This window comes from Pseudomonas sp. R4-34-07, from assembly GCF_003852375.1.
Lineage (GTDB): Bacteria > Pseudomonadota > Gammaproteobacteria > Pseudomonadales > Pseudomonadaceae > Aquipseudomonas.
On record NZ_CP027760.1, the window covers coordinates 1,901,375 to 1,928,008 of the forward strand.

Here is a 26,634-nt window from a genome sequence, read left to right on the forward strand (position 1 = left end):
TAGTGGCCGTCCCACGATCCGTCGCGGGCCTTCATCATGGATGAAATGCTTTTAAACACGTGAACTTATCAGACGTTTCCTGCTCACATGCCGGTAGCCATTGGTCGTGGCCGCCTGATAAGCTCGCGACTTTATTCGAATGCCCTTTTGGCGCATGAACAAGGAAATAGCATGAAACAGCATCGGTTGGCGGCGGCGGTGGCCCTGGTTAGCCTGGTACTTGCGGGTTGTGATTCGCAGACCAGCGTAGAGCTGAAAACCCCGGCGCAAAAAGCTTCCTACGGCATCGGCCTGAACATGGGCAAAAGCCTTGCCCAGGAAGGCATGGATGACCTGGACTCCAAAGCGGTAGCCCAGGGCATTGAAGATGCGGTCGGCAAGAAAGAGCAGAAGCTCAAGGACGACGAACTGGTTGAAGCCTTTGCCGCGCTGCAAAAGCGCGCTGAAGAACGCATGACCAAAATGAGCGAAGAGTCGGCGGCAGCCGGCAAGAAATTCCTCGAAGACAACGCCAAGAAAGACGGCGTCGTCACCACCGCTTCCGGTCTGCAGTACAAGATCGTCAAGAAAGCCGACGGCGCCCAGCCCAAGCCGACCGACGTGGTGACTGTTCACTACACCGGCAAGCTCACCAACGGCACCACCTTTGACAGCTCCGTAGACCGTGGCAGCCCGATTGACCTGCCGGTCAGCGGTGTGATCCCAGGTTGGGTCGAAGGCCTGCAACTGATGCACGTAGGCGAGAAGGTCGAGCTGTACATCCCGTCCGACCTGGCTTACGGCGCCCAGAGCCCGAGCCCGACGATTCCAGCCAACTCCGTGCTGGTATTCGACCTGGAGCTGCTGGCCATCAAGGACCCAGCCAAGGCTGACGCCGCTGCCGCACCTGCTGCACCTGCCGCCAAGAAGTAATCGGCGCTTGAACAGACAACGCCCCGTTTCGACGGGGCGTTGTCGTTTATGGGGGTCTAGGCGCTGCAAACCCCCGGCAAATCCAAACGAACGTCCGCAACCTGAAGCAGTCTGATATAAAACTCGAGCACGGGTAGCCGCACACGCCTGCCAAGTCAATGAAATCTTGGGTTTTTTTGATGTGCGCAAAAAACGCCCGATCTGACTGCAAGCCTTGTAGTCCGTGGCTTTCAGCCAGGAAAAAAGGCTCTGTTCACAAGGTTATCCACAATTTGTGTGGATAACCTTTCTGTCGTATGGAACTGGAGTGACCCATGAAACCACCCTTCAATTTCACCCGCTTCCTGCCCATGGCCGCACGTCTGCTCGGGCGTGGCCGTTTGCCAACGCTGCTGTTCGCGGTCGCTGCCAAGGGCTCAAGCCAGGGCAATCGCCTGGGCCAGCTCAAGGATGATCTCAAGTTGCTCCAGGCCCTGTGCCTGGCCTACTGGCGCGGCGAATATCGGGCGATCAGCCCCAAGGCGTTGATCTCGGTGGTGGCGGGGCTGATGTACTTCCTCAGTCCGATTGACGCGATCCCGGACTTTATCCCAATGTTCGGCATGCTCGATGACATCGCCGTGCTGGCATGGGTCATGAAGACCCTGAGCGGCGAGCTGAGCGCGTTTCGTGCCTGGCGTGACGCGCAGCGCCCGGAAAAGCTGGCCGTGGTCGAGCGCCTGCCCGCCACACCCGAGCTGCTCGCCCGGGAAAATCCGCAAAAAAACTAATGCTATTGACTATCCTCTGCGACCTCTATGGCTGTTAGGATTACACTTCTAAGGAAAGAACTTACTTAGTAAGTGTTTTTATCCTACGGGGCAGTCATGGATATCCAGATCATTTCACGCAATGGCGAACCCGAATATGCGGTGTTGCCATGGGACCAGTACCAGGCGCTGCTAAAAGCGGCCGGTCAGCAACCCCCCACATTCGCTCCTTCCCCTGCCGCACCCACTGTCACCGACCAGGACCTGCGCCCGCTCGCAGCCCTGCGCGGCCTGCGTGAAGCCAAGGGCCTGGCCATCGAAACCCTGGCGCGCACGGTGGGTATCAGCCCCTCGTACCTGGGTTTGATTGAAACGGGTGAACGCCAGCCGGATGCCGCCATTCGCCGCAGCCTGGCCTGGGAATTGGGCGTTGCAGGTTGGAGGGAAGAATCGTGAGCCTACGTATCAGCCGTCAACATTGGGATGGGTTACTCAACGAACTGGACCAGGCACGCCGCCAGCGCCATCTGCTGACCTACCGTGCGCTGCTCGAGCGCTTGCAGTTCCCGACGCCGGCGATGCAGACCCTGGCCGCCGCCCTGGAGCACCTGGCGGCGCTGGACGCCAAGGCCGAGCAGCCGCTGCGCAGCTCGCTGGTGATCAGCCAGGGCGCCAGCCGCTTGCCGCGTACGGGGTTCTTTGAGTGTGTGGAGCGCCTGGGACGTTTCAGCGGGCCTTCCGACGGCGTGGCCGCCGCCTCCTGGCACGCTTCGGAGGTGGTGCGGGTGTTCGAGTACGAGTACCCGGAATCCGCCGAAGCCTAAGCGGGCAGCAGGTCCAGGCTGTCGATCACATGGATGCTGTAGCCGGCCACTGCTTTGGCATGGTGCTTGGCCTGCGACGCCAGTTCCGCCAACTGGCTGGCATCAAGTTGCGCACAGGCCTGTGGATACAAATGCACCACCCCAATCGACAGTGAAAGCAACGCGAACTCCTGGCGTACGCCCTGGCGGTTGAGTGCGACGAAGCAGCCGGCGTCGAGGTGCTCGGCGCGGTAGAAGCGCCGGCATTGGGTGTGAAAGTCATCCAGCAGTTGATTGAGGCGTTTGCGCCAGTCCTGTGGGCCCAGCACCAGTAAAAAGTCATCGCCACCGATATGCCCGACAAAGTCGCGGCTGGGGTCGACCCGGTCGTTCAGGCACTGCGCCAGGCACAACAGCACCTCATCCCCGCGCCCATAACCATAGATATCGTTGAATGGCTTGAAGCTGTCGATGTCCACGTAGCAGATCACCGATTCACGCTGCTGCTGCAGCAGACGCGTCAAGCACTGCTGGATCGGCACGTTGCCCGGTAACAGGGTGAGCGGGTTGGCGTAACGCGCCTGCTGGATTTTCAGCTCGGTGATCAGCTTGAGCACATCGATGACCCGGCCCAGGCCCAGATAATCACCGTTCAAGGTAATGATGAAATCTTCTTCAATGCGTTGCCGCGCGCGGCTGGTCAGCAAGCGGCTGACCTGCTGCAGGGACTGGCTCAACTCCACGGCCAGGAAGTCGTCGCTCATCAGGCGACTGATCGGCTTGCGGGCGAACAGGTCGGTAGCGAAGGGTTTGAGCAGCGCGTCCGACAGCGAGTGTCGATGCACAATGCCGACCGGGTGGCCGCGGCTATCGAGCACCGCCAGTGAATTGAGATTGGCCTGGCGGCGGAAGGATTCGAGCACCTGGGCGGTTGCGGTGTTTTGGTCCACCGCCGGCTGTTCATTGAGCAGGGCGCTCAGGTCACTGCCTTCTTCACTGAGGGCGATATTGGCGTTATCCGGCTTGGGCAGCATCAAGCGTGCTTCTTGCGGCGGCTGTTCCTGGGGCCGGCAAAGCAGGTAGCCCTGGACCAGATCGACGCCCATGTCGGTCAACACCGCCAACTCTTCCGGCAATTCGATCCCTTCGGCGATCACTTGGGCGCGGGACGCCTTGGCGATCTGCATGATCGAACCGACGAATTCGCGCTTGAGGGCGTCCTGGTGAATGCCGTCGATAAAGTGCCGATCGATCTTCACATAATCCGGGCGCAGCTCCGACCACAACCGCAGGCTGGAGTAACCGGCGCCCAGGTCATCCAGAGCGATGGCAAAGCCCATGTCGCGATAATGATGCAACGCGGTCTGCAACAGCTGGAAATCATCAGTGGGGGTTTGTTCGGTGAGTTCGATCACCACCTGGCTGGGAGCAATCCCGAAGTCGCGCAGCAGCTGCAGCGTGCGTCCGGGTTGGTGCGCTGTCTCCATCAGGGATTCCGGCGAGATATTGAGAAACAGCTTGCCCGGCAGCTTTTGTTCGCTGAAGCGTCGGCAGGCGCTCGCACGGCAAGCCATTTCCAGTTCGCTCAGACGCCCGGCATGGCTGGCGATGGAGAACAGCGCGACGGGGGAGTGCAGCGGGCTGTTGGACGGGCCCCGACTGAGGGCCTCATAGCCGAGAACGCGCCGTTCAGACAAGCAGATGATGGGTTGGAACAGGCTGTGCAAACTGCCTTGAGCCAGGATAGAGCCCAGTGCATCCAGCTGTTCGGTCATGGTCATGGCAATCTCGAGCGAAAAAAAAGGACCGCAGGCGTGAAGCCTGCGGTCCTTTATTTCACGACAGAATGATGTCTATATGATGACACTCCGAGGAGCGATCACATTAAATTGCCATCATTTACTGCTTGGCCACCTGCTTGGTGATTTTCAGGTAGTCCAGCAGGATGCGACCGGTCTCGGCCAGATAGGCGTCGTCTTCCGGCTTGGTTTTATCTGCCTCGGTAGGCAGCGCATCTTCATCTTCTTTCTTCAGCTCTTTGAGCGGCTCTTCGCCCTTGGCCTTGCGGCGCACGTTTTCCAGGACAAGCTGTTGATTTTCAATGTCGGCGTGCTGCTTGCGACGATCCGCCTCGTTGAGGCTGACGGTTTTCTCTTCCATCAACTTCTTGGCCAGGGCCAGCTTGTCGCGGATGAAGACGAACTCGGCATCCTTGGCGGAGCGCGTGTCGTGGTCAGCTTTGAGCTGGGTCAGGAACGGTTTGAACGGGTCCGACGCCGGCTTGATCGCAGGACGGATGGTGTCCCACGGCATGGCTTCGGGCAGGGCGCTCTCGCCGATTTCCTTGGTGTCGATGATCGACGGGAAGTCGATGTCCGGCAGTACACCCTGATGCTGGGTGCTCTGCCCGGAAACCCGGTAGAACTTGGCCAGCGTCAGTTTGAGCTCGCCATGGTTCAGCGGCTGGATGGTCTGCACGGTGCCTTTGCCGAAGGTCTGGCCACCGATGATCAGCGCTCGGTGGTAGTCCTGCATGGCGCCGGCGAAAATCTCCGAAGCCGAGGCCGAGAGACGGTTGACCAGCAATGCCATCGGCCCTTTGTAGAAGGCGCCCGGGTTTTCGTCTTCCAGCACGTCGACACGGCCGTCAGCGTTGCGCACCAACACGGTCGGGCCCTTGTCGATGAACAGGCTGGTCAGCTCGGTGGCTTCCTGCAGGGAACCGCCGCCGTTGTTGCGCAGGTCGATGACCACGCCGTCGACTTTTTCCTTCTGCAGTTCCGTCAGGATTTTCTTCACGTCGCGTGTGGTGGACTTGTAGTCCGGGTCACCGGCGCGGAAGGCCTTGAAGTCCAGGTAGAAGGCCGGGATTTCAATCACACCCAGCTTGTAGTCCTTGCCATCCTGCTTGAGGCTGAGGACTTTCTTCTGCACGGCCTGGTCTTCGAGTTTCACCGCTTCACGGGTGATCGACACGATCTTGCTGGTCTGGTCGTTCGGTGCATTGGTGTGCGGAATCACTTCCAGGCGCACCACGCTGCCTTTGGGCCCGCGGATCAGCTTGACCACTTCGTCCAGGCGCCAGCCGACCACATCGACCATCTCTTTGTCGGCCTGGGCCACACCGATGATCTTGTCGGCCGGGGCGACCTGCTTGGTCTTGTCCGCCGGACCCGCCGGTACCAGGCGCACGATCTTGACTTGGTCATTGTCGCTTTGCAGGACGGCACCGATGCCTTCCAGGGACAGACTCATGTTGATATCAAAATTTTCCGCGTTATCTGGCGACAGATAATTGGTGTGCGGGTCGTAGGACATCGCGAAAGTGTTGATGTAAGCCTGGAAGATGTCTTCGGCACGGGTCTGGTCCAGGCGCGCCAGTTGATTCTTGTAGCGCTTGGTCAACAGTTCCTGGATGGCCTTGGGCTCTTTGCCGGCGATCTTCAGGCGCAGCACCTCGTCCTTGACGCGTTTGCGCCACAGGTCGTCGAGTGCGGCGGTGCTGGTCAGCCAAGGGGCGTCCTTGCGGTCCACCAGAAGGGTTTCCTTCTCGGTGAAGTCGAGCTTGTCGATGCCTTTGTTCAACTCACCCAAAGCGAAGTCCAGACGCGCTTTGACACGGTCCAGGTAACGCTTGTAGATGGTGAAACCTGGCTGCAGGTCGCCGCTCTTGAGGAAATCGTCGAACTGGGTCTTCCATTTGTCGAACTCAGTGATATCACTGGCCAGGAAGTAGCTGCGCGACGGATCCAGCAGCTTGAGGTAGCTGTCGTAGATGATCACCGAGCGCGCGTCATCCAGCGGCGGCTTGCTGTAGTGATGGCGCTTGAGCAACTCGACGACGTTAAGGCTGGCAATCACCTCATCGCGATCAGGCTGAAGGTTGTCCCAGCTATTGGCTGCGAACGTATTGGTCGACATCGACGCGAAGCCGAGACCAATGAAAAGAGCGAGGGCGGTGCTGGGGAACAGATGCTTCATGCTGATTCGACGCGGGGGCAATTGATAACGCATATTAGGCCGTCTTTGAGGGAGCCGGTTCCATATGGTCCGGTCGCATAATGCAAAAAGCCCGGCGCTACTGCTACGGGCTCAGTCCGGACTCACTATGGAGGCACTGTGAAAGCATTGCAAGGCGTTGAGGGTGATGTCGGGCGGTGGAATAGCTCGCTCCTACGTGCGATGTAGGCCAAGTTCGCATTTGTGAGGTGGTAGCGAACTCTCAGCGCGCTGAATTCCAGAGTGGGAGGGGGCTTGCTCCCGATGGCCGTGTGTCAGTGAAGAATGTTTCATCTGATACACCGCCATCGGGAGCAAGCCCCCTCCCACATGGGATCCCGGTTGGTTCAGACCCAGTGGTGGATCGGCCAGCCGGCGTTTTCTGCGTGTTCGCGCAGTACCGGGTCCGGGTTGACCACCTGCGGATGGTCCACCTTGAGCAATAACGGCAGGTCATTGCGCGAATCCGAATAGAAATACGCGCCCTCCAGGTTTTCACCTTCCTGCTCCAACCATGCCAGCAGCCGGGTGATCTTGCCTTCGCGGTACGTCAGCACGCCTACCGTACGGCCGCTGTACACGCCATGGCTGACATCCAGCTCGATGCCGAGCACTTCGTCGATACCGATGCGCGCCGCAATCGGTGTGACCAGGTGTGTACCCGAGGCGGAAATCACCAGGATCCGGTCGCCATTGGCGCGGTGCCGGGCGATGGTCTTGGTCGCGTCGCTGTAGATCAGCGGCTCGATCACGTCCTCGACCCAGGGCTCCACCAGGTGTTCGATTTCTTCCGGGGTGCGGCCGATCATCGGCTCCAGGCTGAAATCCATGAAGTCTTCCATGCTCAACTCGCCCCGGCTGTAGGCCGCCATCAGTTCGTCGTTCCTGCGCATGAAGGATTCCGGGTCGACCCAGCCCAGGCGGCCCATCTGTGCGCTCCATAACGTGGCGCAGTCGCCGTGGATCAGGGTGTCGTCCAGATCAAAAATTACCAATGCCATCCGTCTGCTCTCTCAGTCAATCGTCGCCCGTCAGGCTACTTCACACAGGGCGCTGGGGTCGATGGAAAGTGCCAGGCGCTGGCCGTCCGGATGCAGATCATCGGCGCTGCGGTTGAGCACATCCACTACCAACTCCACGCCACGCGCTTCGATACGGTAGCGAATTACGTTGCCCAACAGGCTGTGGCTGCGCACCAGCGCATCGAGTTCGCCGCTGCGGCTCAGTTCGATGGCTTCGGGGCGGATCGCGATGCGCCCGCTGATTGGACGTTGCAGCAGTTGGCTGGCCTTGTCGGCATCCAATAGGTTGTAGTTGCCGATAAAACCGGCGGCGAAGACATCCACCGGCGCGGTGTAGAGGGTCTCGGCATCGCCGCTCTGCACGATCTTGCCCTGGTTCATCAGGAAGATGCGGTCCGACATGGTCAGGGCTTCTTCCTGGTCGTGGGTGACGAAGATGGTGGTCAGCCCCAATTCGCGCTGGATCTGGCGGATCTGCTCGCGCAGGTGTTTGCGAATCCGGGCATCCAGCGCCGACAGCGGTTCATCCAGCAACAACAGGCGCGGGCGGGTCACCAGGGAACGGGCGAGGGCGACGCGCTGGCATTGGCCGCCGGACATCTGATGCGGGTAGCGGCCGGCGAGGTCTTTGAGTTCCACCAATTGCAGGACGTCCTGCACCCGCTTGTGGCTGTCATCGGCGTTGACCTTCTGCATGCGCAGGCCGAAGGCAACGTTCTGCTCCACGGTCATGTTGGGGAACAGCGCATAGCTCTGGAACACCATGCCGATGTGGCGTTTCTGCGGGCTCAGCGGGACGATGTCCTGGCCGTCCAGCAGGATTTTCCCACTGTCCACCGGGGTCAGCCCGGCGATGCAGCGCAGCAGGGTCGACTTGCCGCAACCGGACGGCCCGAGCAGGGTGACGAACTCGCCCTTGGCGATTTCGCAGTTGATATCACTGAATACCGGCGTGCCGGCGTAGCCTTTTTGCAGGTGTTGGACGCTGACGAAGCTCATTGGCTTTTGTCCTTGTTCAAGATATTGGCGGCCCAGGTCAGCACCAGCACAAAGAAGAAGTAGGAGATCACGACGGCGCTGGTGAAGTGGCCGCTGCTGTTGCGCATGTTGTTCAGGTACACCTGCAGGGTTTCATAGCGGGTGCCGACCAGGATGTTGGCGAACACGAACTCACCGAACAGGAAGGAGAACGACAGCAGCAGCGCCACCATCAGGCCTTTGCGCAGATTGGGCAGGACCACGAAGATCGCGGCTTGCCAGGTGCTGGCGCCGAGCAGTTGCGACGCGTCCATCAAGTCGCGCAGGTTGATGGCCTGCAGGTTATTGGTGATCGCGCGGTACATGAACGGCAGCGCCACGGTGAAGTAGCAGCCAATCAGAATCCACGGCGTGCCCACCATCGCCAAGGGGCCGGAACCGTACAACTGCAGCAGGCCCACTGACGACACCACCGGTGGCACGGCGAACGGCAGCAGGATCAGGATGTTCATCAGCGCATCCAGCTTGGGGAAGTGGTAATGCACCACGAACAGCAACGGCAGGATCAACACCACCGAAAGGATCAGCGCGCCCACGCACACCAGCAACGATTGCGCGAAAGCCATCAGGAAGCGCGGGTCGCTCCATAGCTGCGTGTACCATTTCAGGCTGAAACCGGCGGGCAGGATGGTGGCCGACCAACTGCTGGAGATGGAATAGACAAAGGTGCCCACCAGCGGCAGCACCAGGATCAGGAACAGTATGTACACCACCACCCGGTGGTAGAGCGATGCCGGGCCGGCTTCAGCGCGAGACATGGTAGCTCCTCTTGAGCAGCAGTTGATGGACCACCGTAACCACGGTCATCAGCGCCACCAGCACCACGGCCAGGGCACTGGCCAGGTTCGGGTCCAGCGACACGTCGCCGGAAACCAGCCCCGCGATGCGGATCGGCAGCACGTTGAAGTTGCCGGTGGTGAGGGCGTACACCGTGGCGTAGGCACCCAGGGCGTTGGCCAGCAGAATCACGAAGGTGCCGAGCAGCGCGGGCGTCAGGACCGGCAAGCCGATATGCCGCCAGAAGTGCCAGCCATTGGCGCCGAGCAGGGCGGCCGACTCACGCCAGTCTTCGCGCAACGCGTCGAAGGCCGGGTACAGCAGCAGCACGCCGAGGGGAATCTGGAAATACGTGTAAAGAATGATCAAGCCGGTTTTCGAGTACAGGTTGAAGTCCTGAATGATCCCCGCCTGCTTGAGCATGATGGTGATGCTGCCGTTGAACCCCAGCAGGATGATGAACGCGAAGGCCAGGGGCACGCCGGCAAAGTTGCTGGTCATGTTGGCGAAGGCGGTGACGAAGTTGCGCAGCGGCGAGTCGACCCGGCGCAGGGAGTAACTGCCCAGCGTGGCGATGATGATGCCGAAGACGCTGGAGTAGAAACTGATCTCGAGGCTGAACTGGATCGCTTGCAGGTAGAACTTCGAGCTGAAGATGCGCGTGAAGTTTTCCAGGCTCCAACCGCTGTCTTCGGTTTGCAGGCTGTTGATCAGCACCCAGACCAACGGCGCGATTTCGAACACGATAAAGAACAGCGCGAAGGGCACCAGGCACAGCAAGGCCAGCCATTTGCCGCGATTCATGGCATTCACTTGAGCAACTCCCGGCAGACAGGCTTGTCGTGGGGTACGCCGAGCAGCTCGCAGACGGTACCGCACAGCTCGGTCTGTTTCGGCGCGGCGTTGGCATCCAGGCTGAAGGCGTCGCCAAGCACAAACAGCGGCACTTCGCGCTCTTCCGGCAGCAGGCCGTTGTGGGAGCGGTCGTTGTTCATGCCGTGGTCGGCGGTGACCAGCACCTGGTAACCGGCGTCGAGCCAGCCCTGCAGGTAGTCGGCGAGAATGATGTCGGCCGAGCGTGCGCTGTTGCGGTACTGCGCGCTGTCGAGGCCGTGCTTGTGGCCGGCGTCGTCGATGTTCATCGGGTGCACCAGCAGAAAGTCCGGCGCGTGCGCAAGGCGCAGGCTTTCGGCGTCGGCCAGCAGGTGGGAATCCGGGTAGTGGTCATTCCAGTAAAAATGCCCATGCTGGATCGCCAGCGTCTGATCGTCGGTATGACGATCTCGAGCGGCGAGAAAGGGGCTGCGGTTATACAGTTCGCTCACCCAGTGGTAAGCCGCCGCTGCGGTGGTCAAGCCGGCATCGCGGGCGTAATGAAAAATGCTGCGCTGGTTGGACAGGCGCGAGACGCTGTTGTGGACGATGCCGCTCAGGATCGGCGCAACGCCGGTCAGGATGCATTCATACAGCGGGCGGGACAGGGCAGGCAGTTCACATTCCAGTGTGTAGAGGGCTGCGCGTCCTGCGCCGACATAGGCCTGCAAATGCCCCATGGCGTGCCGGGCAACCGCGAAGTTCAGGCCGTCGAGCACGACAAGGATGACAGGGTGCTTCATGGGGGAGAGCGCTCCGCAGCAATAGACTTGACTCAATTTCCCTGGAGGAACGAGGTCAAAAGTGTGGGAGGGGGCTTGCTCCCGATAGCGGTGGTTCAGTTACAGATACTGAGACTGACACATCGCAATCGGGAGCAAGCCCCCTCCCACATTGGATCTCCAGTGGATTTCCAATGTGGGCGACAGGCTTACTTCATTTCTACGATGACCTGCTCGTTCCACAGCTGCGGCAGCTTTTTGGACGTGGCTTCCCAGGCATCGGCATCCTTGATCGGCTGCGGGTTAGCCTTGGTGTACTGCTCACCCGGGATCAGGTTCTTGGCGATGTCAGCCGGCAGTTTCAAGTCGGTTTCGGCGCGGATCGGGCGTGCATTGCCTTTGGCCAGGTTGATCTGGCCGGCATCGCTGAAGATGTATTCGCGCGTCAGCTTGGCGGCGTTCGGGTGTTTGGCGTACTTGTTGATGATGGTGGTGTAGCCGGATTTCACCGAGCCATCCGACGGGATCAGCACCACGTAGTCATCCGGGTTGGCCATCTTGGCTTTATAGCTCAGGCCGTTGAAGTCCCAGACGATACCCACTTCGACTTCGCCTTTTTCCATGGTGGCGATGGTCGGGTTGGACAGCGAGAGGCGACCTTGCTGGGCGATCTTGGTGAAAAATTGCAGGCCCGGCGCGATGTTCTTCTCGTCGCCTTTATTGGCGATGGCGGCTGCCAGCACAGCGTTGGAAGCCTGGGCCGCGGTGCTTACGTCACCCACCGAGACCTTGTACTTGCCGGTTTGCAGGTCGGCCCAACTGGTGGGCACTTCGGAGCCGTGCAGCAACTTCTTGTTGACGATAAACGCGATGGTGCCGGTGTAGGCCAGCGCCCAATGGCCGTCCTTGTCTTTCGCCCAATCCGGCACCTGGGCCCAGGTGGACGGTTTGTAAGGCTGGGTCACTTCCTGCTTCACCGCGATGGGGCCGAAGGCCGCGCCCACGTCGCCGATATCAGCGCTGGCATTGTCTTTTTCGGCTTTGAACTTGGCTATTTCCTGGGCCGAACTCATGTCGGTGTCGATGTGCTTGAGGCCATAGGTCTTGGCCAGGTCTTCCCAGGTGCCTTTCCAGTTGGCCCAGTCATCGGGCATGCCGACGCTGTTCACGGCGCCCTCGGATTTGGCGGCGGCTTCCAGGGTTTTTAGATCGGTATCAGCGGCCATGGCTGCGGTGCACATGGCAATGGTCGAGCCTAACAGTGATGCCAGGAAAAGCTGTTTCATCCGAAGCTCCTTTGGGCGTTTTCAACGCGGCGTTTTATGCAGGCGGTGTGGTTGGTCTAGGTCAGAGCAATACCTGAGCCAATCTAGACGCGATGGATGACAGTTTCATGTCGATGTCGTTTTTGAGGCGCTGATGTCGTTCGGCGCAGACTTAGCGTAGACCATGCCCAAGTGCCCGTAACGCCTGGACTTGGCCGATGTATTGCAGGGTGTGGTGCACGCGGGTGATGCGGCTGTCATCTGTCGGTCATCTGCAATGCCTAGGCTGGCGCAACATTGAGGTGGGCCGTTTATGCAGCTCTATGTGCACTTGAATGGTGCTGGTCTAGTCCAGATAGGTAACGTTAATGCGTGACGAGGCAATCAAAGCGGTAACCTCCATCGGGCTGGCACTGCAGGAGCAGATCGACCACGGCCTGTTGCCGCCCGCCAGCAAACTGCCCGCCGAGCGCAAGCTCAGCGAGTTGTTTGGTACCACTCGCATTACCGTGCGGGAAGCCTTGTTACAGCTTGAAGCCCAAGGGCAGATCTATCGCGAGGAGCGCCGAGGCTGGTTCGTCTCGCCGCCTCGGTTGGCCTACAACCTGATGCAGCGCAGCCACTTTCACGCGATGGTCAACGACCAGGGCCGGGTGGCATCGACCCAGGTGATTTCTGCGCGCCTGCAACCGGCATCGGCTGCGGTGTGCGCCTGGTTACAGTTGCCGGCGCTGTCCAGCGTGATCCAGATCTGCCGGGGGCGGCGGATCGATGGGCGGCTGGTGCTGTACGTCGAGCACTACCTGAACCCGCAGTATTTTCCTGGGATCCTGGCGTGCGACCTGAATCAGTCGATGACCGAACTGTATGCGCGCAAGTACGACTTGCACTATGGCCGGGTGCGTTTCGAGATCGTACCGACCTCACTGCCGGTGGAGGCCGCCGCTGCGTTGCGCGTATCGGTGGGCAGCCCGGGCTTGCGGATCGCCAGGGTCAACTATGACCAGCACCAGCGCTTGATCGACTGCGACCTGGAGTTCTGGCGGCATGATGCGATACATGTAGGTGTGGACGTGGTTTGAGGCTATGACGAGGGCGTGAGTGCCTTGATCACCTGATCCACATTGGTTTGCAGCTCCGTCACCGGGTCGACACCGTCCACATTCAACACCAGCAGGGTGGCGCCGCCAGCCGTGACCGCCGCTTTCACCGCCTCACTCGGCTGGCGGTGGTGCAGCACCGTCGCCACATCGTTGGTTTTCAACTGCGCACTGAGCTGTTGCAGCGCTTCAGGCGTCCAGTCCGCATCTGGCCGTGCATCGGTACTGACCAGTTCCAGGTTCAGGCTACTGACCAGATAGGCAAAGTGATCGCTCAAGCTGACCACACTCAGGTTATCGGCCTGGGCCAGGCGCGCCTCGCTGTCGGCGGCGAGCTTGAGCAGGTGCTGCTTGAGCGCGGCCAGGTTCGCATCGATCTGCGGTTTGGCACCCGGCGCCAGGCGGCTCAGGTCGGCCGCCAATACATCTGCCATGCGCCCCATGTTGTTGCCCGACTGCCACGGTTGGCTGTTCAAGCCATCACTGACGCCCGGCTGCACGGCGATGCCCGGTAAACCGCCATCCACCGGGCGCGCAGCGTCGACTTCGACAATGCGGATATTGCTGCGCCGCGCCACGGGGTAGAGCGGGTCATCCGCCCACAGCGAGCGCAGGCCGATGGCGGCATCGGCATCCTGGGCCAGTTGACTCAGCGCTGGCGCACCGCGCCCGGTGAAGTACGAAACCTGCCGCGAACCGGGCAGGTTGGCGGGGGCGGCGCGTTCGAGCTGCACATCGGTGCCTTTGAGCAGCACTTGCGCGAGGCCGTAGGTGATCGGCAACGAGGCCAGCACCTTGACCGGTTTTACTGTGTTGGGCTTGGTCAGCGCGGCATGGCCAAGGCCATGGTTGGCGACGAAGTCCCTGGTTTGAAAGCCATCCACGACGGCGAACGACGGGGTGCTGATCAGGCAAGCCATGGCCAGGGCCAGTGGGCGAAAGTCAGGGCGCATTATCCAAGATTCCCTTTGAGGCTGGGCACCGTACCGCGCGCGATCGCGGCGAGGGCGAAGGCGATACCGGCGACCAGGATGATTGCGGCGCCGGACGGCACCGGCAGGTCGAAGATGATTGGCAGCAGGATGCCGCACAGGGTGCTGGCGGTCGCAATCGCCACCGACACCCAGAAGAAACCTTTAAGCGACTGGCTCAGCAGCCGCGCCGCCGCCGCCGGGATCACCAGCAGCGCACCGACCAGGATGGCGCCGATCACCTTGACCGCCGCGACGGTGATCAGCGTCACCAGGATTACGAACAGATAGTCCAGGGTCTTCACCGCCACTCCGCGCACCGCCGCCAATTGCGGGTTGAAGCTGGCGAGCATGATGCGGTTGTACAGCGGCAGCGCCAGGGCCATCACCAGCGAACCGACGACCGCCAGCACCAGCAAGTCGTTGCCATTGACCGTCAGCACCGAACCGAACAGCACGTTTTCCAGGATGTGCACATTGATCTTGCCGGCCAGGATCAGCAGCAGGCTTGCGCCCAGCGCCAGGGACACCGACAGGAACACGCCGATCAGCGTATCCGGCGCCAGGCCGGTACGGTTACGCAGGTAGTTGAGCAGGATGCCGAACAGCAGGCAGTAGCCGAACAGGCTGCCGTAGGGCCCGGTATAGGGTTCCCCGAGCAGGATGCCCACGGCCACGCCGGTCAACGCGGCATGCCCGACCGCTTCGGAGAAAAACGCAAAGCGCTTGACCACCACCAGCGTGCCCAGCCCGCCCAGCACCGGGCCGATCAGCAGACCGGCGAGCAGGGCGTTGACCACAAAGCCGTAGGCCAGTGCCTCGGGCAGATAACCGGCAGACGCCCAGCCCTGGACCATCAGGCGAAACGCTTCATAACTCATTGCGCCAGGCTCCTGGGGTGAGTGGAGAACAGGGTCAGCAGGCGGTCGGGGGTGAGTGCCTGTTTCGGCGTGGCGTCGAACAGTACGCGGCGGTTCAAGCCGGTTACGCGGTCGGCCAGGCGCCCGACTGCCTCCAGGTCGTGCTCGATCCACAGCACGGTAATCCCGGCCAGTCGCCAGTCATCGAGCAGCCGCTCGAACACCTGGATACCGGCCTCATCGAGGGCCGACATCGGTTCATCCAGCACCAGCAATTGCGGCGCCGGAATCAGCCCCTGAGCCAGCAATACCCGCTGGCGTTCACCGCCGGACAAGGCGCCCATGCGCCGCTTGCGCTTGTCCTGCATGCCAACCCGTTCCAGCGCCTCGCCAATCGCGCCGGCGTAGTGCCGGGACAGGCCGAGAAACGCCGGCCGCCGCTGGCACATCGCGGCCATGAAGTCATCCACGGTCATCGGCAAACCCCGGTCGAATTCCAGGGCCTGGGGCACATAGCCAATGGTGCCGGGGCTGCCCGGCCACTCCAGGCTCAAGCGGCCCTGGTGCGGCGTTTGCCCGAGCAGGGTCTTGATCAGCGAGCTTTTGCCGCCGCCATTCGGGCCGACCAACGCGTGAATGCTGCCGGGCCGTACCTGAAAGCTCACCCCATCGAGAATCACGGTGCGGCCCAAGGTCAGCGACACCTGGTTAAAATCGAGGGTCGGGCCACAGGCCAGGTTCAGCGGTTGCGCCGCCGTCATGTTCCCGACTCCTGGATCGCGCGAACCACGGTGTCGAGGTTGCCGGTCATTTCCACCTCATACTTTTGCGCGCTGTATTCACCGTAGGAAATATGCGACAGCGGATACAGCTTGACCCCGGATTCCCGTTGAATTGTGTCGACATAGGAAGACGGGAAATCCATTTCCGAGAAAATCACTTTCACGTCCAGGGCGCGCAGTTCATCAATGGTTTTCTTCAACTGGCTGGGGCTGGGCTCGATGCCGTGGGCCGGTTCGACCACGGCGGTGACTTCCAGGCCGAACTCGCGCAGCAGGTAGTCATAAGCCGCGTGCACCGTGGCCACGCGCAGGTCCGGGTTGGGCGCGCTGGTCAGCTTGGCCAGGGCATCGGCGCGCATCTGGCGCAGGCGTTTGCCGTAGGCGCGGGCGTTCTGGGTGTAGGTCTTGGCGTTGTCCGGGTCGAGCTTGCCCAACTCGCGGGCGATGTTGTTGACCTGGGCAATCGACGCACTGATCGACAGGAACGTGTGCGGGTTGACCACCTTGCCCGCACCGCGCGCGGCATTGCCGGTGGCGGCCAGCAGGGGCACATTGGCGTTGGCTTCGATCACCGCGATGTCCGGGCGCTCGCTGGTGGCGATCATGCGGTCGGCGAAGTCATCATGCCCCACGCCGTTGAGCACGATCACGTCCAGAGTACCTATGCGCTTGATGTCTTCGGCGCGCGGCTCGTAGGCATGGGGGTTGAACCCGGCCGGAATCAGTGGCACCACCTCGGCCTTGTCGCCGACGATGTTGGCCACGTAGCTGTAGTAAGGATGCAAGGTGATGCCGATGCGCAGGCGTTTACCCGCCTCGGCGTTCGCCAGGGGCGCGAGCATCAGGCTGAACAGGCCAACCAGCAACAGGCGCAACAGGGGAGATGAAATGGACATGGGCAATCGGTCTTCTCGTTCAGTGGCGGTGCTGGCGGGTCACGCCAGCATCGAATTGCGCGACCACTTGCCGCCAGCCGGCAGCGATCAGCGCCTGGTCAGTGAGGTCGGAGGGGGCAGCCAGGTCGTTGCCACGGTTGAGCCAGATATCCGGCTCGGTGCCCTGCACGCGCATCAACAGCGAACCGCTGGTGCCCGGTGCCTGGCTCAAGCCCAGGTAGGCCGAGGGGGCGAGCAGCTGCCAGCGATGATCGCCACGGCTGACGGAGCTGGCGTCCTGGGCAAACGGCGCAAAGCCTTCCTGGGCCAATTGGTCCGGTGTCGGCAGGGCGTTTTGCTCCTGCTGCAGCAAATGGATTTCATCCAGGGTCACCCGCAGGTCGGCGTAGATGCCCTGTTCGGCGGCGCTCAGGTCGCGTCGGGCATCCAGTTGGTGGCTTGGCACCGTTGCGAGCTGCTGGGTCTCACCGTGCAAGGCCACCACCGTTCCCGACACCGCCAGGATGATCAGGCACAGCAACAGCACGTAAAGGGTTTCATGACCCGCGCCGGCCGGGCGCACTACCTGTACGGTACTCATGGCGCCTGGATATCCGCTTGGTCGATTTCCACCACGTGACCGGGGCCGGCATCGAACAGCACATAGAATTCGGCTGCGGGTTTCTTGAAGGTCAGGGTCGAATCCTCACCGAGCTTGCCCGGCACCAGGATGGTCTCGTCGTAGCCGATCACATCCAGGGTCACGCCCGGAGCGCCGCTGCCATCGGAGAACCCCCCTTTGCACTGGATCTGCTCGCCGGGAATTTCCTTGCATTCGCACATCGGGTTGTGGGCGAAGGCCACGTCAGTGAAGCCGGCGCTCAGCACTAGCACGCAAGCGGCGCGCATCAGGCGCTTGAACATCATGGTTTGACTCCTTGCTTGTTCAGCCAGGCAACAGTGGCGGGCGAGGCCTGGCTCAGTGGAATGGAACCCTGGTGCATGCTGCCGTCCCAGCCTTCCATGGTGACCCACAGTTCAGCGTCGACCGGCGTGCGTTCCGGCACCGGCAGGACGGCGCCCATGCGGTAGGGTGTGCCAAAGAAGATCACCCCGGCCGCCCGCAGGCTGCGCGGTTTGCCGATGCGCAGGTAAGTCGCCTTGACCTGCTCGGCGCAGGTGGCGCACAGGGCGGCGTTAAAGGTTTTCATCGGGCCGGCCGGATCCGGGCGCGGGCCTTCGTTGCGAAATTCCGCGAGGGTCAGGCTCCAGGGGCCGACTTGAACGTCCCCGGCGACCCGCTCGCCGATGCCGGCATCGCCGCGAAACAGCGCGGCATCGGCAAAATACTTGGGCATGAACCCCAGCGGCACCAGCAACAGCAGGATGTTTATATGAAAACGCCACTTCAGCCAGCATGCGCGCAGCGGGGAAGAGGGTTTGGTCGCGACCTTGCTCATCAGTGCGTCTCCGAGGTTTCAGCCTGCAGGGCAGGGATGGGCACAGGCGGGCGCTGGGTCTTGGCCTCGCGTTTGAGGGCGTGGAGGGTGGCCAGGGCGGTGCGCTTGGTCCAGATCAGCAAGCCGCTCAGCACCATCATGCTCAGCACCAGGCCGAAGAAGGCCCAGATCAGCTTGATCCACAGGCCACCGAAGTCACCGGTGTGCAGCGGGCGCATGGACTCGGTGACGAACTCCAGCGTGGTGCGGTCGGACAGCAGGTGCGAGACCGCGATTTCACCGCTGTAGGGGTTCAGTTGCGCGGTCTGGAACATCAGCGGGTACCAGCCGCGCCCGCCGATCTGCAGGTGGCTGTAGGCATTGAGCGGCAGGAAGGCAAACGTGGCCTCCAGCCCAGGAATGCGCTGGGTGGCGATCTTGATCGCTTCGTCCAGGGCAATCATCGGGGCCGGCACGCCGGGGGCGGACAGCGGCACCTTCTCCCGGGCAATCACCGGCACGATGGGCTCGCTGGAGATGGAAATCTGGTTGTCGGCCAGGGTCGCCTCGATCAGGAACCAGGTGCCGGTAATGGAAATGACGGCGATGAACCAGATCGACCAGATACCGCTCAGGCGGTGAAAATCACCCCAGAAGATGCGCGCGCCGTGGCGGATGCGCAGAGTAGGGCGCAAAAAGCCTTTCCAGAAGCGCTTGTACACCACAAGCCCGGTGATCAATGAGGCCAGCAAGGGCAGGCCGAGCGCCGACACCAGGTACCAGCCCCAGCTGTAGCCATTGGTGAACGGCACCAGCCACCAGCCGTGCAGGGCACGGGTAAATTGCTTGAAGTCGAACGATGGGCTGATGCCCTGGATGGCGCCCGTGTAGGGGTTGGCATAGGCCTCGACCGAACGCCCGTCCGGGTAGCTGAGGCCGACGGTCAACGCGAAGTGTGATTCGTCGGGGCGGATGATCGAGCGCACGATGACCTGAGGCTCGTCGCGCTTGATGGCGGCGATTACCTGGTCGAAGCTCAGCGGCTGGGCATCATCCGACGGCTTGGTCGCACGGATATCCGGGTTGGCCAGCCAGACGATTTCCTGGCTGACCACCGCCAGGGTGCCGGTGACGCAGACGATCAGTACAAAGAACCAGATGGGCAGCGCCAGCCAGCTGTGTACGAGAAACCAGAGTTTTGAGCGTGACTTCTTCGACATGTGAATGAGGGTCTTGATCGGAGGGGCGATGGAAGCCCGGAAAAGGCCGGTCGTAGCTTTTGCTGACGCGACGGGCTGTATCTAAGTTAAGACGGATGAGAATGAGAAATCCCCAAGGGGGAAATGAAAGAAAATGTTTCAGGTTCGCAGGAACGTCCTGCGCGCGAGTGACGATCGCCTGGGATTCCACTGCGGGCGGTCCATGGAAAGCGCAAGCTGTAGGTCAAGTTTTCATTGGGGTACGTAGTGGTATAAGTATAAAAAACCATGGAGAAACGTGGGAATACATGGTTGCGAGTGTTATTTACTTTTTAAATGAGCGAGGAAATGCCCCTGTTTATGGGGATCTGAGCGACGGTGTAGTTTAAATCCGAAAAAAAGACAACTTGCGTCTGTTGACGGCATAGAGACCATAGGCTTAATTAGGTGCTGGCCTGGAAGTCAGAAAAATCTAAAACAAGGAGTGTGATTACATGAACCTATCAGGGCTTTATCCGCACGCTGCAATAATAAGTTTTTATCCCTTCCCCGTGTGGCTGATTGAATCAGCTCCTTGATTGCGGCCTGTCGCCTAAGTCGATTGTCATTGTTGCGAATATCACTGTTCCGCCAGGGAAGAGTGCGCATTCATATGCCTGAACAGAGAGTACATACTCATGTCGATTTACGATCAAGACATTCATCGCTCAGTACAGTGGCAAGACTGGCGCTGGCAGCAGAAGAATGCGTTGCGTGATGAACCGACACTTCGCGATGCCTGCGGGGGGTGGGGCGAGGACACCACCGCGCATATCGAACACAACCTGCAAGGGCGCAAGATGCAGATCACGCCTTACTACATCGAGCTGATCAAACGTTCTCTTACCACCGGCGCGGTCACGGACCACCCGCTATGGCGGCAAGTGGTGCCGTATTGGAGCGAGCAGGTCGAGGGTGATTACGATGGCACTTCCGAAAATTGGGAGTTGGGCCATGAAATGAAGACGCCCATCTGCCAGCACAAGTACGACAATCGCGTCATCCTGCGCACCACCAATACCTGCAACGCCTATTGCCAGTTTTGCTTCGAAGCGCTGCGCACGCTGCAGGTGGGCACTGACAAGGCCAACGCCAGCAAGGATTCCTTCATGGAATCGGTCGAGTACATCCGCGGCAACCCGGCCATCGAAGAAGTGATTCTCAGTGGCGGCGACCCGTTGATGCTGGCCGACCGCAAGCTCGACGAGTACCTGGCCGCCCTGCGCGGGATCAGTGATGACTTGCTGATCCGTATTCACTCCCGGGCCCTGAGCTTCAACCCGTATCGCGTGACCGATGAATTGATCGCGATGTTGGAAAAGTACAAGGTCAATGCCTTTGGCGTGCACGTGTGCCATCCGCTCGAACTCAGCCCTGACTTTGCGGTGGCGGTCAAACGTATACAGAGCGTCGTGCCGATTGTCTTTTCCAATATGCCATTGTTACGGGGCGTCAACGATGATGAAGCGACCCTGCATAAACTCTTCATCGATCTTTATCGTCTGGGCGTAAAACCGTATTACTTATATCACTTCATGCCGTTTTCACCCGGTGCGTCGGAATATAAGGCATCGATCAGCCAGGCCATCGCGATCATGGATCGCCTCAAACGGCGAGTGTCTAATATCGCCCTGCCTGAATATGTTCTACCGCACGCACAAGGCAAGTTCACGGTGCCGCTGTTGGACTTTGAAAAACCTGAGAATTTGCCGTACTTCGAAGTTCGCGATGGGCAGCGCCATTATTGTTTCCGTAACTGGGAAGGGCAGTGGTGCAGTTGGCAGGATGCCTGAATCAACGTATGGACTGAGGCGGTATAAGTGATGAAACAAGACGCCATTCTTTTTATTGATGTCGATGACAGTACTGCTGTCCGTTATAACTACCGAGAGCCGCATTTTGCGGTGGCCCGCGCTCAGGGCCTGGTGTGCCTGACGGCGGGGGTGACTGGGCGCAGGCATCTGCAACGGCTCAGGGATGACAGTGATGCGGTGTTCCTGCTCGACGCACTCAACGAGGAGGCCATCCTCGACCTGGTTGGCCAGCTCGATGAGCAGTATCAGATTCGCGCAATTTTCTGCCAGGCCGGTCATCCGTCTGCGCAAGGCGAAGTCGGCTGCATCGTGGCACGGGCGTCCCGGCGCCTGGGCCTGGTGCACAGCTGTCCCGAGGCGATTGCCGCGTGCAACAACAAGTTCCTGATGCGCAGGGTACTGAAACAGCACGCCATTCGTTCCGTGCCGTTTGCGCTGTGCAATGACGAACAACAACTCCAGCAGAATGCCGAGCGGGTGGGTTACCCGTTGATCGCCAAACCGCCGTTTGGTGGTGCTTCGGCGTTTATCAAGAAGTGCGCCAATTGGGCCGAGCTGCGCAGCCACTACGCGCTGTTCGTCAGGGATCACGGCGGCGCCGCGTATGCGGATTTCTACGGCTGTGTGCACACCCTGCCGGAAGACGACGGCCAACGGCATGACTACATCCCCGGGCGCAGTCTCTTGCTGGAAGGCTACATCCCCGGTATCGAAGGCAGTGTGGAATGCGTGGTGGCCGGCGAGCGCGTCCATCCGCTGCTGATCAACGAAAAGCTGCTGTTGACCGAGCGCAGTGGCACGGTCCTGGAAAACCTGCTGATTTCCCCACCGACCTCCTTCACCGACAGCCAGTGCGCGCAGATCCGCGAGTACGCCGTGGCGTGCCTGCACGCGGTCGGCCTGACCAACGCCGTGGTGCATTTCGAGTTCCGCATGACGGAGCAGGGGCCGGTGGTGATCGAGATCAACCCACGCGTGGGCGGGCTCTATGTGAACGCGGCGTTGCGCGACCTGGCCGGTATTGATCCCTACCAGGTGTATCTCTCATTGTTGACGGGCGGGCAGGATGTCACTGCGCAGTTGGAGGCGGGGGCACGCAAGGTTGCCGAGACGGGGCAGCATTACGCGATGCTGGCGATTTACCCGCAGCACAGCGGCCGGTTCGAGGGCATCGAAGGCATGGAGTACCTGGACCGTAACGCTGCGGTGCTGGAGTACGCCCAGCAGGAGCCGGGCCATATGATCGATGCGGACATCGAGGAGCACTATCTGCTCAAGTGCTGGGCCAAGGTCGACGACGCTGCCGACGCCCGCGCGCTGCATGACGCGGTCAGTCAGCATCTGCGCGTTATCATCGACCACCCAGTGGCAGGCTAGCGATATGGACATCCCACGAATTAGCGCGCAGTTGCGCGAGCAGCATTACTGCCATCGCCGTGACTTTGGCGAACTGGTCAATGTCGAGCCCGCAGAAGAGCAAAGTTTCCGGGCCTACTGGGCCAACCTGGTGCGCGACGAGGCGTTCAAGGCGTACACCCATCGTGAACGGCGGATTCTGCGCTATCGTTTATCACCTTCACGCCAGTTGCAGATCGACAGGAGCACCGCGTTCAAGTCGCCGGTCACCTACGCCGTCAACTATCGACAGGGGGTGAACCACTTGAGCTATAGCGAGGAGGGCTTTATCGAGCATCCACTGATGCGCAAGCTGCTGGCCACCGACCTGGCGGTGATCGCACCGCACCTGGGCGAACAGAGCTACACCATCGACATCCACCAGTTCCGCGTGCGTGCGGATGCGCAAGCGAGCAGCCCCACCACGTCGGGGATTCACCAGGATGGCCTGGATTGGGTGTTCATGCATTTTATCGGCGAGCACAACACCGTGCCGGTGGTGTCTGAAGTGTTCACCACTGAAGCGGAGCACAATCGGGTGTTGAATGTGCCCATGGAGCACTTCCTGGAAACCCTCGTGGTCAACGACCGCAGGCTCTACCATCGCGCCGGGGATGTACGGCCCAAGGTCGATTCGACACCCGCGTGGCGCGATATGCTGTTGGTCAGCCTGCGCAGCGTGCCCGCTGATGAAGAGGCGCCGCCCGCATGAGTCTCGATCAACAGCTTTACCTGTCGACCCGCAACGCGCGGCTGATCATTTTTGCTCGCGGCGTTTCGGACTTTGGCGCCTTTCTCAACCTGGTGGCCCTGTCCACCTATGTCTACTGGCTCAGCCAGAGCGTGGTGTTCGTCAGCATCTTCCTGGCGTGCCGCGTCACCGGTGGCATTGTCGCCAGCCTGTTTGGCATCCCGTTTTTCCGGCGCTTTGCCGGGCGCGGCACGTTGGCGGGGCTGGACCTGGCGCGAGCGTTGTTGCTGACGCCGCTGTTGGTGCTGATTCCCACCCATCAACTCAGCCTGTTGCCGTTCATTGCCTTTGGTATCGGCCTGTGCAATTCGCTGTTTGCCATTGGCCTCAACAGTCAGTTGCCCACCTGGGTTGCCCCTGAACAGCGGGTGAACACCAACGCCTGGATCACCTCGGCGGCCGCCACCGGCGCGGTGTTCGGCAGTTTGCTGTCGGGGCTGCTGATTGCCACAGGAGGATTCGAGGCGGTGTTCGCGGTGAATATCGGCACCTATGTGATTGCCGCTTGCCTGGTCATGCCACTGCGCGCGTTGTACAGCGTTGCCATCGCCGCCCATCGCGGGCTCTCGGCCGAATGGCGCGAGTTGACCAAGGGGCTGCGCGGCGCGCCGGTATTGGCCGCCATGTTGTTGATCAGCATGCTCGACACCCTTGGCAGCGCGGCGCATAACGTCGGCTGGCCGGTGCTGTCCCAGTACATTTCCCCGGACACGGCCAAAACGGTGATGGGGTATCTGCTGGCGGTCTGGGCCTGCGGCAAGTTTATCGGGGCACGTATTGCCAGTGCGCTGTTGAAAGGCCGTGGCACGCCCAGCATGGAACGCCTGTTCATGTTCGGCGTGGCGCTGATGTCCAGCGGCTTTATCCTGACGTTCCAGCAAACCCAATTGTGGCTGGCGCTGCTGTTGGTGGTGTGGGCGGGGTTGGGAGACGGGCTATCCGAGGTGGCGTTGGTCTCCCGTGCGCAAAGTGAACCGGATAGCCTGCGCCTGCCGCTGTTCAGTTTATTGACCCTGATTCAAATGGCGGGCTTCGGCGTGGGGATGCTGGTGGTCGGGCCGTTCTACCTGACGTGGACGCCGGCCCAGGTGATTGTGCTGTTCCATGGGCTACCGCTGACGGCGCTGGCGGTAATGACCCTGTGGCTGGGGTGCACGGCTTACCGAAGCCGGCCGGACGTGTCGGGTTCACCGCCCACGCGTTGATAGCGTCCGGTGGGAGGGGGTGAGCCCCTTCCCACCTGGGTAGTGCCTCAACTGGGTTCAAGCAACTGCGCTCCCGGCCCGCGCTCACCGAGTTGGTCACCCTGGTTGCGCAAAGGGCAGGCGTCCATCGACAAGCACCCGCAGCCGATACAGCCATTGAGCTTGTCGCGCAGTTGCACCAGCTTGTTGATCCGCTCATCCAGGTCTTCCCGCCAGCGTGCCGACAGGCGTGCCCAATCCTTGGCCGTCGGTGTGCGGCCTTCAGGTAATGCTTGCAGCGCCTCGCCGATGGTGGCCAACGGAATGCCCAGGCGTTGGGCGATCTTGATCACTACCACTCGCCGCAACACGTCACGCGGGTAGCGCCGTTGGTTACCGGCGTTGCGATTGCTCTTGATCAGCCCCTTGGTTTCGTAGAAATGCAGGGCGGTGACGGCCACGCCGCTACGGGCGGCCAACTGGCCAACGGTGAGTTCCTTGTTGAGCATAAAACCCCGATTCATTACTTGACCTTGACTTAACTAGAGGTTTTACCCTGCGTGGCACTGAATCGCAAGATTTTGCCTACGGAGAAAGGGGAGTGTTCATGCAGGTATCAGAGAAGAATCGCAGCTTCACGCAGTTGATCGAATTTCAGATCGACCCCCGCCAGCAGTCTGCCCTGGTGGCGGCCCTGACCCTCCAGAGCGAGCGACTGGCCGAGAACCATGGCGGCTTTTTGAGTGCGAGCGTGCAGGTCAGCGATGATGGGCGGCGGGTGCTCAACTGCCTGCAATGGCAATCGCGCGAGGATGGCGAGGCGGCATTCCGGCGCTTCGAGCAGGGCGGCGAAGACCTCTGGACGCTGATCCGGGCGCACCAGGCCAGGGCGGTGACCTTTGATTCGTTCCAGGTGCTGCGCAGTTTTGAGCGCAGCCATGACGACGCCTTGCACTGCCGCCTAAATGGATAGGTGCAGCATCCGCTCGCCCTGCAGGTTTTCCCCAGGTCGACGCTTGTTGACCGCCAGCTCGCCAATCTTGATCAGGCGCGTGCGCGTGACGTTGCGGCTCAAGCCCAGCAGGCTGGCGGTGTGCACCTGGTTGTAATGGCTGAAGCGGTAAGCGGCGCGTAACAGTGCATCCTCGACTTTTTCGTGCAGGGCGCCGGCCTGTTCCTCGAACAGCTTTTGAAAGGCGCGCGCCAGCAACGCTTCGGCGCTGTTGTCGGTGCCGTGCTGGCTGTCGTCCTGGCGTTCGATGCGCAGGTTCGACAGGCGCAGATCGTCGCGTTCGATCACGCTGTTGCGGCAGATCAGCAGGGTGTGGTGAATCACGTTTTCCAGCTCGCGGATATTGCCCGGCCAACTGTAGCTGCGCAGTTTTTGCTCGGCCTCACGGCTGATGGTGATCGGACCGTAGCCCAGGCGTTGGCTGTAGGCTTCGATGAAGTGTCGGGTCAGTGGCAGGATATCGCCGGGACGCTCGCGCAGGGGGCTCAGCTCCAGGCTGACCACGTCGAGACGGTAGTAGAGATCTTCGCGGAAGTGCCCGGCATTGATGGCCTTTTCCAGTTGCACGTTGGTTGCCGCCAGTACCCGGACGTTGATCGGAATGCTCTTGCGCGAGCCCAGGCGCACCACTTCGCGCTCCTGCAGCACGCGCAGCAACTTGACCTGAATAGCCATGGGCAGATCGCCGATTTCGTCGAGGAACAAGGTGCCGCCGTCCGCCTCTTCGAACCAGCCCGCCTTGGCGCTGAGGGCGCCGGTAAAGGCACCTTTTTCGTGGCCGAACAGCTCGGCTTCGACGAGGGATTCAGAGAACGCCCCGCAGTTCACCGCCACGAAGGGCCGGTTGCGCCGCGCGCTGAGGTTGTGGATATGCCGTGCCACCAGTTCTTTACCGGTGCCGGTTTCGCCGATGATCAGCACGCTGGCTTCGCTGGGCGCCACTTGCTGGATATGGTCGAGCAGGGCCTGGGATTTCGGGTCTTCGAACACCTGGGTCGTGGCACGGATCGAGGTCGCGAGGGCAGGCGAGGGTGGAAGGGTCAACAGCTGCAT

General features: G+C 61.0%; 28 protein-coding genes. 10 read left to right on the forward strand and 18 right to left on the reverse strand.

The window, feature by feature from the left end:
* The first annotated feature begins 171 nt into the window (after nucleotides 1-171).
* The 4 genes from C4J85_RS08770 (at nucleotide 172) to C4J85_RS08785 (ending at nucleotide 2,485) form a co-directional block, all read left to right on the forward strand.
* Nucleotides 172-912, forward strand: a complete 741-nt coding sequence (locus C4J85_RS08770) for an FKBP-type peptidyl-prolyl cis-trans isomerase (protein ID WP_124362036.1) — start codon at nucleotides 172-174, stop codon at nucleotides 910-912.
* Nucleotides 913-1,226: 314 nt separating this feature from the next.
* A complete protein-coding gene (locus tag C4J85_RS08775) occupies nucleotides 1,227-1,682 on the forward strand; it encodes a YkvA family protein (RefSeq protein WP_124362037.1) in 456 nt (151 codons plus the stop codon).
* Nucleotides 1,683-1,778: 96 nt separating this feature from the next.
* Entirely contained in the window at nucleotides 1,779-2,117 is a 339-nt protein-coding gene (locus C4J85_RS08780) for a helix-turn-helix transcriptional regulator (protein WP_124370214.1), read from the forward strand.
* Nucleotides 2,114-2,485, forward strand: coding sequence for a hypothetical protein (locus C4J85_RS08785; RefSeq protein WP_005786715.1), 372 nt, complete (start codon nucleotides 2,114-2,116; stop codon nucleotides 2,483-2,485). Before C4J85_RS08780 ends, C4J85_RS08785 begins: the two co-directional genes overlap by 4 nt.
* Here the strand turns inward: C4J85_RS08785 and C4J85_RS08790 are convergent.
* The 8 genes from C4J85_RS08790 to C4J85_RS08825 all read right to left on the reverse strand — a co-directional run bounded on the left by C4J85_RS08790 (nucleotide 2,482) and on the right by C4J85_RS08825 (nucleotide 12,181).
* The gene (locus C4J85_RS08790; RefSeq protein WP_124366473.1) at nucleotides 2,482-4,245 is read right to left on the reverse strand and encodes a bifunctional diguanylate cyclase/phosphodiesterase; all 1,764 of its coding nucleotides are present in this window, start codon (nucleotides 4,243-4,245) and stop codon (nucleotides 2,482-2,484) included. The genes C4J85_RS08785 and C4J85_RS08790 overlap by 4 nt on opposite strands.
* A 118-nt stretch (nucleotides 4,246-4,363) precedes the next feature.
* Nucleotides 4,364-6,445 carry a carboxy terminal-processing peptidase gene (locus C4J85_RS08795; RefSeq protein ID WP_177412791.1) on the reverse strand — a complete coding sequence of 694 codons (2,082 nt, stop codon included), beginning with the start codon at nucleotides 6,443-6,445 and terminating at the stop codon, nucleotides 4,364-4,366.
* 365 nt (nucleotides 6,446-6,810) lie between these two features.
* Nucleotides 6,811-7,464 carry an HAD family phosphatase gene (locus C4J85_RS08800; RefSeq protein WP_124409450.1) on the reverse strand — a complete coding sequence of 218 codons (654 nt, stop codon included), beginning with the start codon at nucleotides 7,462-7,464 and terminating at the stop codon, nucleotides 6,811-6,813.
* A gap of 30 nt (nucleotides 7,465-7,494) precedes the next feature.
* Nucleotides 7,495-8,484, reverse strand: a complete 990-nt coding sequence (locus C4J85_RS08805; RefSeq protein WP_124366476.1) for an ABC transporter ATP-binding protein — start codon at nucleotides 8,482-8,484, stop codon at nucleotides 7,495-7,497.
* Nucleotides 8,481-9,281 carry an ABC transporter permease gene (locus C4J85_RS08810; protein ID WP_124366477.1) on the reverse strand — a complete coding sequence of 267 codons (801 nt, stop codon included), beginning with the start codon at nucleotides 9,279-9,281 and terminating at the stop codon, nucleotides 8,481-8,483. Before C4J85_RS08810 ends, C4J85_RS08805 begins: the two co-directional genes overlap by 4 nt.
* Entirely contained in the window at nucleotides 9,268-10,104 is an 837-nt protein-coding gene (locus C4J85_RS08815; RefSeq protein ID WP_164487878.1) for an ABC transporter permease subunit, read from the reverse strand. Before C4J85_RS08815 ends, C4J85_RS08810 begins: the two co-directional genes overlap by 14 nt.
* Before the next feature lie 5 nt (nucleotides 10,105-10,109).
* Nucleotides 10,110-10,916 carry an alkaline phosphatase family protein gene (locus C4J85_RS08820; protein ID WP_124409452.1) on the reverse strand — a complete coding sequence of 269 codons (807 nt, stop codon included), beginning with the start codon at nucleotides 10,914-10,916 and terminating at the stop codon, nucleotides 10,110-10,112.
* Nucleotides 10,917-11,104: 188 nt separating this feature from the next.
* On the reverse strand, nucleotides 11,105-12,181 hold the full coding sequence (locus C4J85_RS08825; RefSeq protein ID WP_124366480.1) for an ABC transporter substrate-binding protein: 1,077 nt from the start codon (nucleotides 12,179-12,181) through the stop codon (nucleotides 11,105-11,107).
* A gap of 347 nt (nucleotides 12,182-12,528) precedes the next feature.
* On the opposite strand from C4J85_RS08825, the gene C4J85_RS08830 reads away from it, so the two are divergent.
* Nucleotides 12,529-13,242 (forward strand): UTRA domain-containing protein, encoded by a 714-nt coding sequence (locus C4J85_RS08830; RefSeq protein WP_124362047.1) that lies wholly within the window; start codon nucleotides 12,529-12,531, stop codon nucleotides 13,240-13,242.
* A 2-nt stretch (nucleotides 13,243-13,244) separates the two neighbouring features.
* Here C4J85_RS08830 and C4J85_RS08835 read toward each other — a convergent pair whose 3' ends face one another.
* From C4J85_RS08835 to C4J85_RS08870, 8 genes are read right to left on the reverse strand one after another with little or no spacing between them, the layout of a single operon-like run.
* Nucleotides 13,245-14,213: a metal ABC transporter solute-binding protein, Zn/Mn family gene (locus C4J85_RS08835; RefSeq protein ID WP_124406765.1), complete on the reverse strand. Its 969-nt coding sequence runs from the start codon at nucleotides 14,211-14,213 to the stop codon at nucleotides 13,245-13,247.
* Nucleotides 14,213-15,112 carry a metal ABC transporter permease gene (locus tag C4J85_RS08840; RefSeq protein WP_124409453.1) on the reverse strand — a complete coding sequence of 300 codons (900 nt, stop codon included), beginning with the start codon at nucleotides 15,110-15,112 and terminating at the stop codon, nucleotides 14,213-14,215. Before C4J85_RS08840 ends, C4J85_RS08835 begins: the two co-directional genes overlap by 1 nt.
* Nucleotides 15,109-15,852: a metal ABC transporter ATP-binding protein gene (locus tag C4J85_RS08845; protein WP_124409454.1), complete on the reverse strand. Its 744-nt coding sequence runs from the start codon at nucleotides 15,850-15,852 to the stop codon at nucleotides 15,109-15,111. The genes C4J85_RS08840 and C4J85_RS08845 overlap by 4 nt, the downstream gene beginning before the upstream one ends.
* Complete coding sequence (locus C4J85_RS08850) at nucleotides 15,849-16,769, reverse strand: metal ABC transporter substrate-binding protein (protein ID WP_124409455.1); 921 nt, start codon at nucleotides 16,767-16,769, stop codon at nucleotides 15,849-15,851. Before C4J85_RS08850 ends, C4J85_RS08845 begins: the two co-directional genes overlap by 4 nt.
* A gap of 19 nt (nucleotides 16,770-16,788) precedes the next feature.
* Entirely contained in the window at nucleotides 16,789-17,349 is a 561-nt protein-coding gene (locus C4J85_RS08855; protein ID WP_124409456.1) for a DUF6162 family protein, read from the reverse strand.
* Nucleotides 17,346-17,675 carry a hypothetical protein gene (locus C4J85_RS08860; RefSeq protein ID WP_124366486.1) on the reverse strand — a complete coding sequence of 110 codons (330 nt, stop codon included), beginning with the start codon at nucleotides 17,673-17,675 and terminating at the stop codon, nucleotides 17,346-17,348. The genes C4J85_RS08855 and C4J85_RS08860 overlap by 4 nt, the downstream gene beginning before the upstream one ends.
* Nucleotides 17,672-18,208, reverse strand: coding sequence for a thiamine pyrophosphate-binding protein (locus C4J85_RS08865; protein WP_124409457.1), 537 nt, complete (start codon nucleotides 18,206-18,208; stop codon nucleotides 17,672-17,674). Before C4J85_RS08865 ends, C4J85_RS08860 begins: the two co-directional genes overlap by 4 nt.
* A complete protein-coding gene (locus C4J85_RS08870) occupies nucleotides 18,208-19,407 on the reverse strand; it encodes a PepSY domain-containing protein (RefSeq protein WP_124370226.1) in 1,200 nt (399 codons plus the stop codon). Before C4J85_RS08870 ends, C4J85_RS08865 begins: the two co-directional genes overlap by 1 nt.
* 656 nt (nucleotides 19,408-20,063) lie before the next feature.
* On the opposite strand from C4J85_RS08870, the gene C4J85_RS08875 reads away from it, so the two are divergent.
* From C4J85_RS08875 to C4J85_RS08890, 4 genes are read left to right on the forward strand one after another with little or no spacing between them, the layout of a single operon-like run.
* Entirely contained in the window at nucleotides 20,064-21,218 is a 1,155-nt protein-coding gene (locus C4J85_RS08875) for a KamA family radical SAM protein (protein WP_124409458.1), read from the forward strand.
* Between the two features lie 30 nt (nucleotides 21,219-21,248).
* A complete protein-coding gene (locus C4J85_RS08880) occupies nucleotides 21,249-22,616 on the forward strand; it encodes an ATP-grasp domain-containing protein (protein WP_124409459.1) in 1,368 nt (455 codons plus the stop codon).
* 4 nt (nucleotides 22,617-22,620) lie between these two features.
* Nucleotides 22,621-23,346: a 2OG-Fe dioxygenase family protein gene (locus C4J85_RS08885; protein WP_124366491.1), complete on the forward strand. Its 726-nt coding sequence runs from the start codon at nucleotides 22,621-22,623 to the stop codon at nucleotides 23,344-23,346.
* On the forward strand, nucleotides 23,343-24,590 hold the full coding sequence (locus C4J85_RS08890) for an MFS transporter (protein WP_124409460.1): 1,248 nt from the start codon (nucleotides 23,343-23,345) through the stop codon (nucleotides 24,588-24,590). Before C4J85_RS08885 ends, C4J85_RS08890 begins: the two co-directional genes overlap by 4 nt.
* Nucleotides 24,591-24,637: 47 nt before the next feature.
* On the opposite strand, the gene soxR is transcribed toward C4J85_RS08890, so the two are convergent.
* A complete protein-coding gene (gene soxR / locus C4J85_RS08895; protein ID WP_124411175.1) occupies nucleotides 24,638-25,078 on the reverse strand; it encodes a redox-sensitive transcriptional activator SoxR in 441 nt (146 codons plus the stop codon).
* A gap of 98 nt (nucleotides 25,079-25,176) precedes the next feature.
* Here soxR and C4J85_RS08900 point away from each other — a divergent pair, with 98 nt between their 5' ends.
* Complete coding sequence (locus C4J85_RS08900) at nucleotides 25,177-25,542, forward strand: antibiotic biosynthesis monooxygenase (protein WP_124403614.1); 366 nt, start codon at nucleotides 25,177-25,179, stop codon at nucleotides 25,540-25,542.
* On the opposite strand, the gene C4J85_RS08905 is transcribed toward C4J85_RS08900, so the two are convergent.
* A complete protein-coding gene (locus C4J85_RS08905; protein WP_124409461.1) occupies nucleotides 25,531-26,634 on the reverse strand; it encodes a sigma-54-dependent Fis family transcriptional regulator in 1,104 nt (367 codons plus the stop codon). The genes C4J85_RS08900 and C4J85_RS08905 overlap by 12 nt on opposite strands.

Excerpts from the sequence above, each read along its gene's own strand:
- C4J85_RS08770 (WP_124362036.1), top strand. The coding sequence starts at position 172 with ATGAAACAGCATCGGTTGGCGGCGGCGGTGGCCCTGGTTAGCCTGGTA.
- C4J85_RS08775 (WP_124362037.1), top strand. The coding sequence starts at position 1,227 with ATGAAACCACCCTTCAATTTCACCCGCTTCCTGCCCATGGCCGCACGT.
- C4J85_RS08780 (WP_124370214.1), top strand. The coding sequence starts at position 1,779 with ATGGATATCCAGATCATTTCACGCAATGGCGAACCCGAATATGCGGTG.
- C4J85_RS08790 (WP_124366473.1), bottom strand. The coding sequence starts at position 4,245 with ATGACCATGACCGAACAGCTGGATGCACTGGGCTCTATCCTGGCTCAA.
- C4J85_RS08795 (WP_177412791.1), bottom strand. The coding sequence starts at position 6,445 with ATGAAGCATCTGTTCCCCAGCACCGCCCTCGCTCTTTTCATTGGTCTC.
- C4J85_RS08800 (WP_124409450.1), bottom strand. The coding sequence starts at position 7,464 with ATGGCATTGGTAATTTTTGATCTGGACGACACCCTGATCCACGGCGAC.
- C4J85_RS08805 (WP_124366476.1), bottom strand. The coding sequence starts at position 8,484 with ATGAGCTTCGTCAGCGTCCAACACCTGCAAAAAGGCTACGCCGGCACG.
- C4J85_RS08810 (WP_124366477.1), bottom strand. The coding sequence starts at position 9,281 with ATGTCTCGCGCTGAAGCCGGCCCGGCATCGCTCTACCACCGGGTGGTG.
- C4J85_RS08815 (WP_164487878.1), bottom strand. The coding sequence starts at position 10,104 with ATGAATCGCGGCAAATGGCTGGCCTTGCTGTGCCTGGTGCCCTTCGCG.
- C4J85_RS08820 (WP_124409452.1), bottom strand. The coding sequence starts at position 10,916 with ATGAAGCACCCTGTCATCCTTGTCGTGCTCGACGGCCTGAACTTCGCG.
- C4J85_RS08825 (WP_124366480.1), bottom strand. The coding sequence starts at position 12,181 with ATGAAACAGCTTTTCCTGGCATCACTGTTAGGCTCGACCATTGCCATG.
- C4J85_RS08830 (WP_124362047.1), top strand. The coding sequence starts at position 12,529 with ATGCGTGACGAGGCAATCAAAGCGGTAACCTCCATCGGGCTGGCACTG.
- C4J85_RS08835 (WP_124406765.1), bottom strand. The coding sequence starts at position 14,213 with ATGCGCCCTGACTTTCGCCCACTGGCCCTGGCCATGGCTTGCCTGATC.
- C4J85_RS08840 (WP_124409453.1), bottom strand. The coding sequence starts at position 15,112 with ATGAGTTATGAAGCGTTTCGCCTGATGGTCCAGGGCTGGGCGTCTGCC.
- C4J85_RS08845 (WP_124409454.1), bottom strand. The coding sequence starts at position 15,852 with ATGACGGCGGCGCAACCGCTGAACCTGGCCTGTGGCCCGACCCTCGAT.
- C4J85_RS08850 (WP_124409455.1), bottom strand. The coding sequence starts at position 16,769 with ATGTCCATTTCATCTCCCCTGTTGCGCCTGTTGCTGGTTGGCCTGTTC.
- C4J85_RS08855 (WP_124409456.1), bottom strand. The coding sequence starts at position 17,349 with ATGAGTACCGTACAGGTAGTGCGCCCGGCCGGCGCGGGTCATGAAACC.
- C4J85_RS08860 (WP_124366486.1), bottom strand. The coding sequence starts at position 17,675 with ATGATGTTCAAGCGCCTGATGCGCGCCGCTTGCGTGCTAGTGCTGAGC.
- C4J85_RS08865 (WP_124409457.1), bottom strand. The coding sequence starts at position 18,208 with ATGAGCAAGGTCGCGACCAAACCCTCTTCCCCGCTGCGCGCATGCTGG.
- C4J85_RS08870 (WP_124370226.1), bottom strand. The coding sequence starts at position 19,407 with ATGTCGAAGAAGTCACGCTCAAAACTCTGGTTTCTCGTACACAGCTGG.
- C4J85_RS08875 (WP_124409458.1), top strand. The coding sequence starts at position 20,064 with ATGTCGATTTACGATCAAGACATTCATCGCTCAGTACAGTGGCAAGAC.
- C4J85_RS08880 (WP_124409459.1), top strand. The coding sequence starts at position 21,249 with ATGAAACAAGACGCCATTCTTTTTATTGATGTCGATGACAGTACTGCT.
- C4J85_RS08885 (WP_124366491.1), top strand. The coding sequence starts at position 22,621 with ATGGACATCCCACGAATTAGCGCGCAGTTGCGCGAGCAGCATTACTGC.
- C4J85_RS08890 (WP_124409460.1), top strand. The coding sequence starts at position 23,343 with ATGAGTCTCGATCAACAGCTTTACCTGTCGACCCGCAACGCGCGGCTG.
- soxR (WP_124411175.1), bottom strand. The coding sequence starts at position 25,078 with ATGCTCAACAAGGAACTCACCGTTGGCCAGTTGGCCGCCCGTAGCGGC.
- C4J85_RS08900 (WP_124403614.1), top strand. The coding sequence starts at position 25,177 with ATGCAGGTATCAGAGAAGAATCGCAGCTTCACGCAGTTGATCGAATTT.
- C4J85_RS08905 (WP_124409461.1), bottom strand. The coding sequence starts at position 26,634 with ATGCAGCTGTTGACCCTTCCACCCTCGCCTGCCCTCGCGACCTCGATC.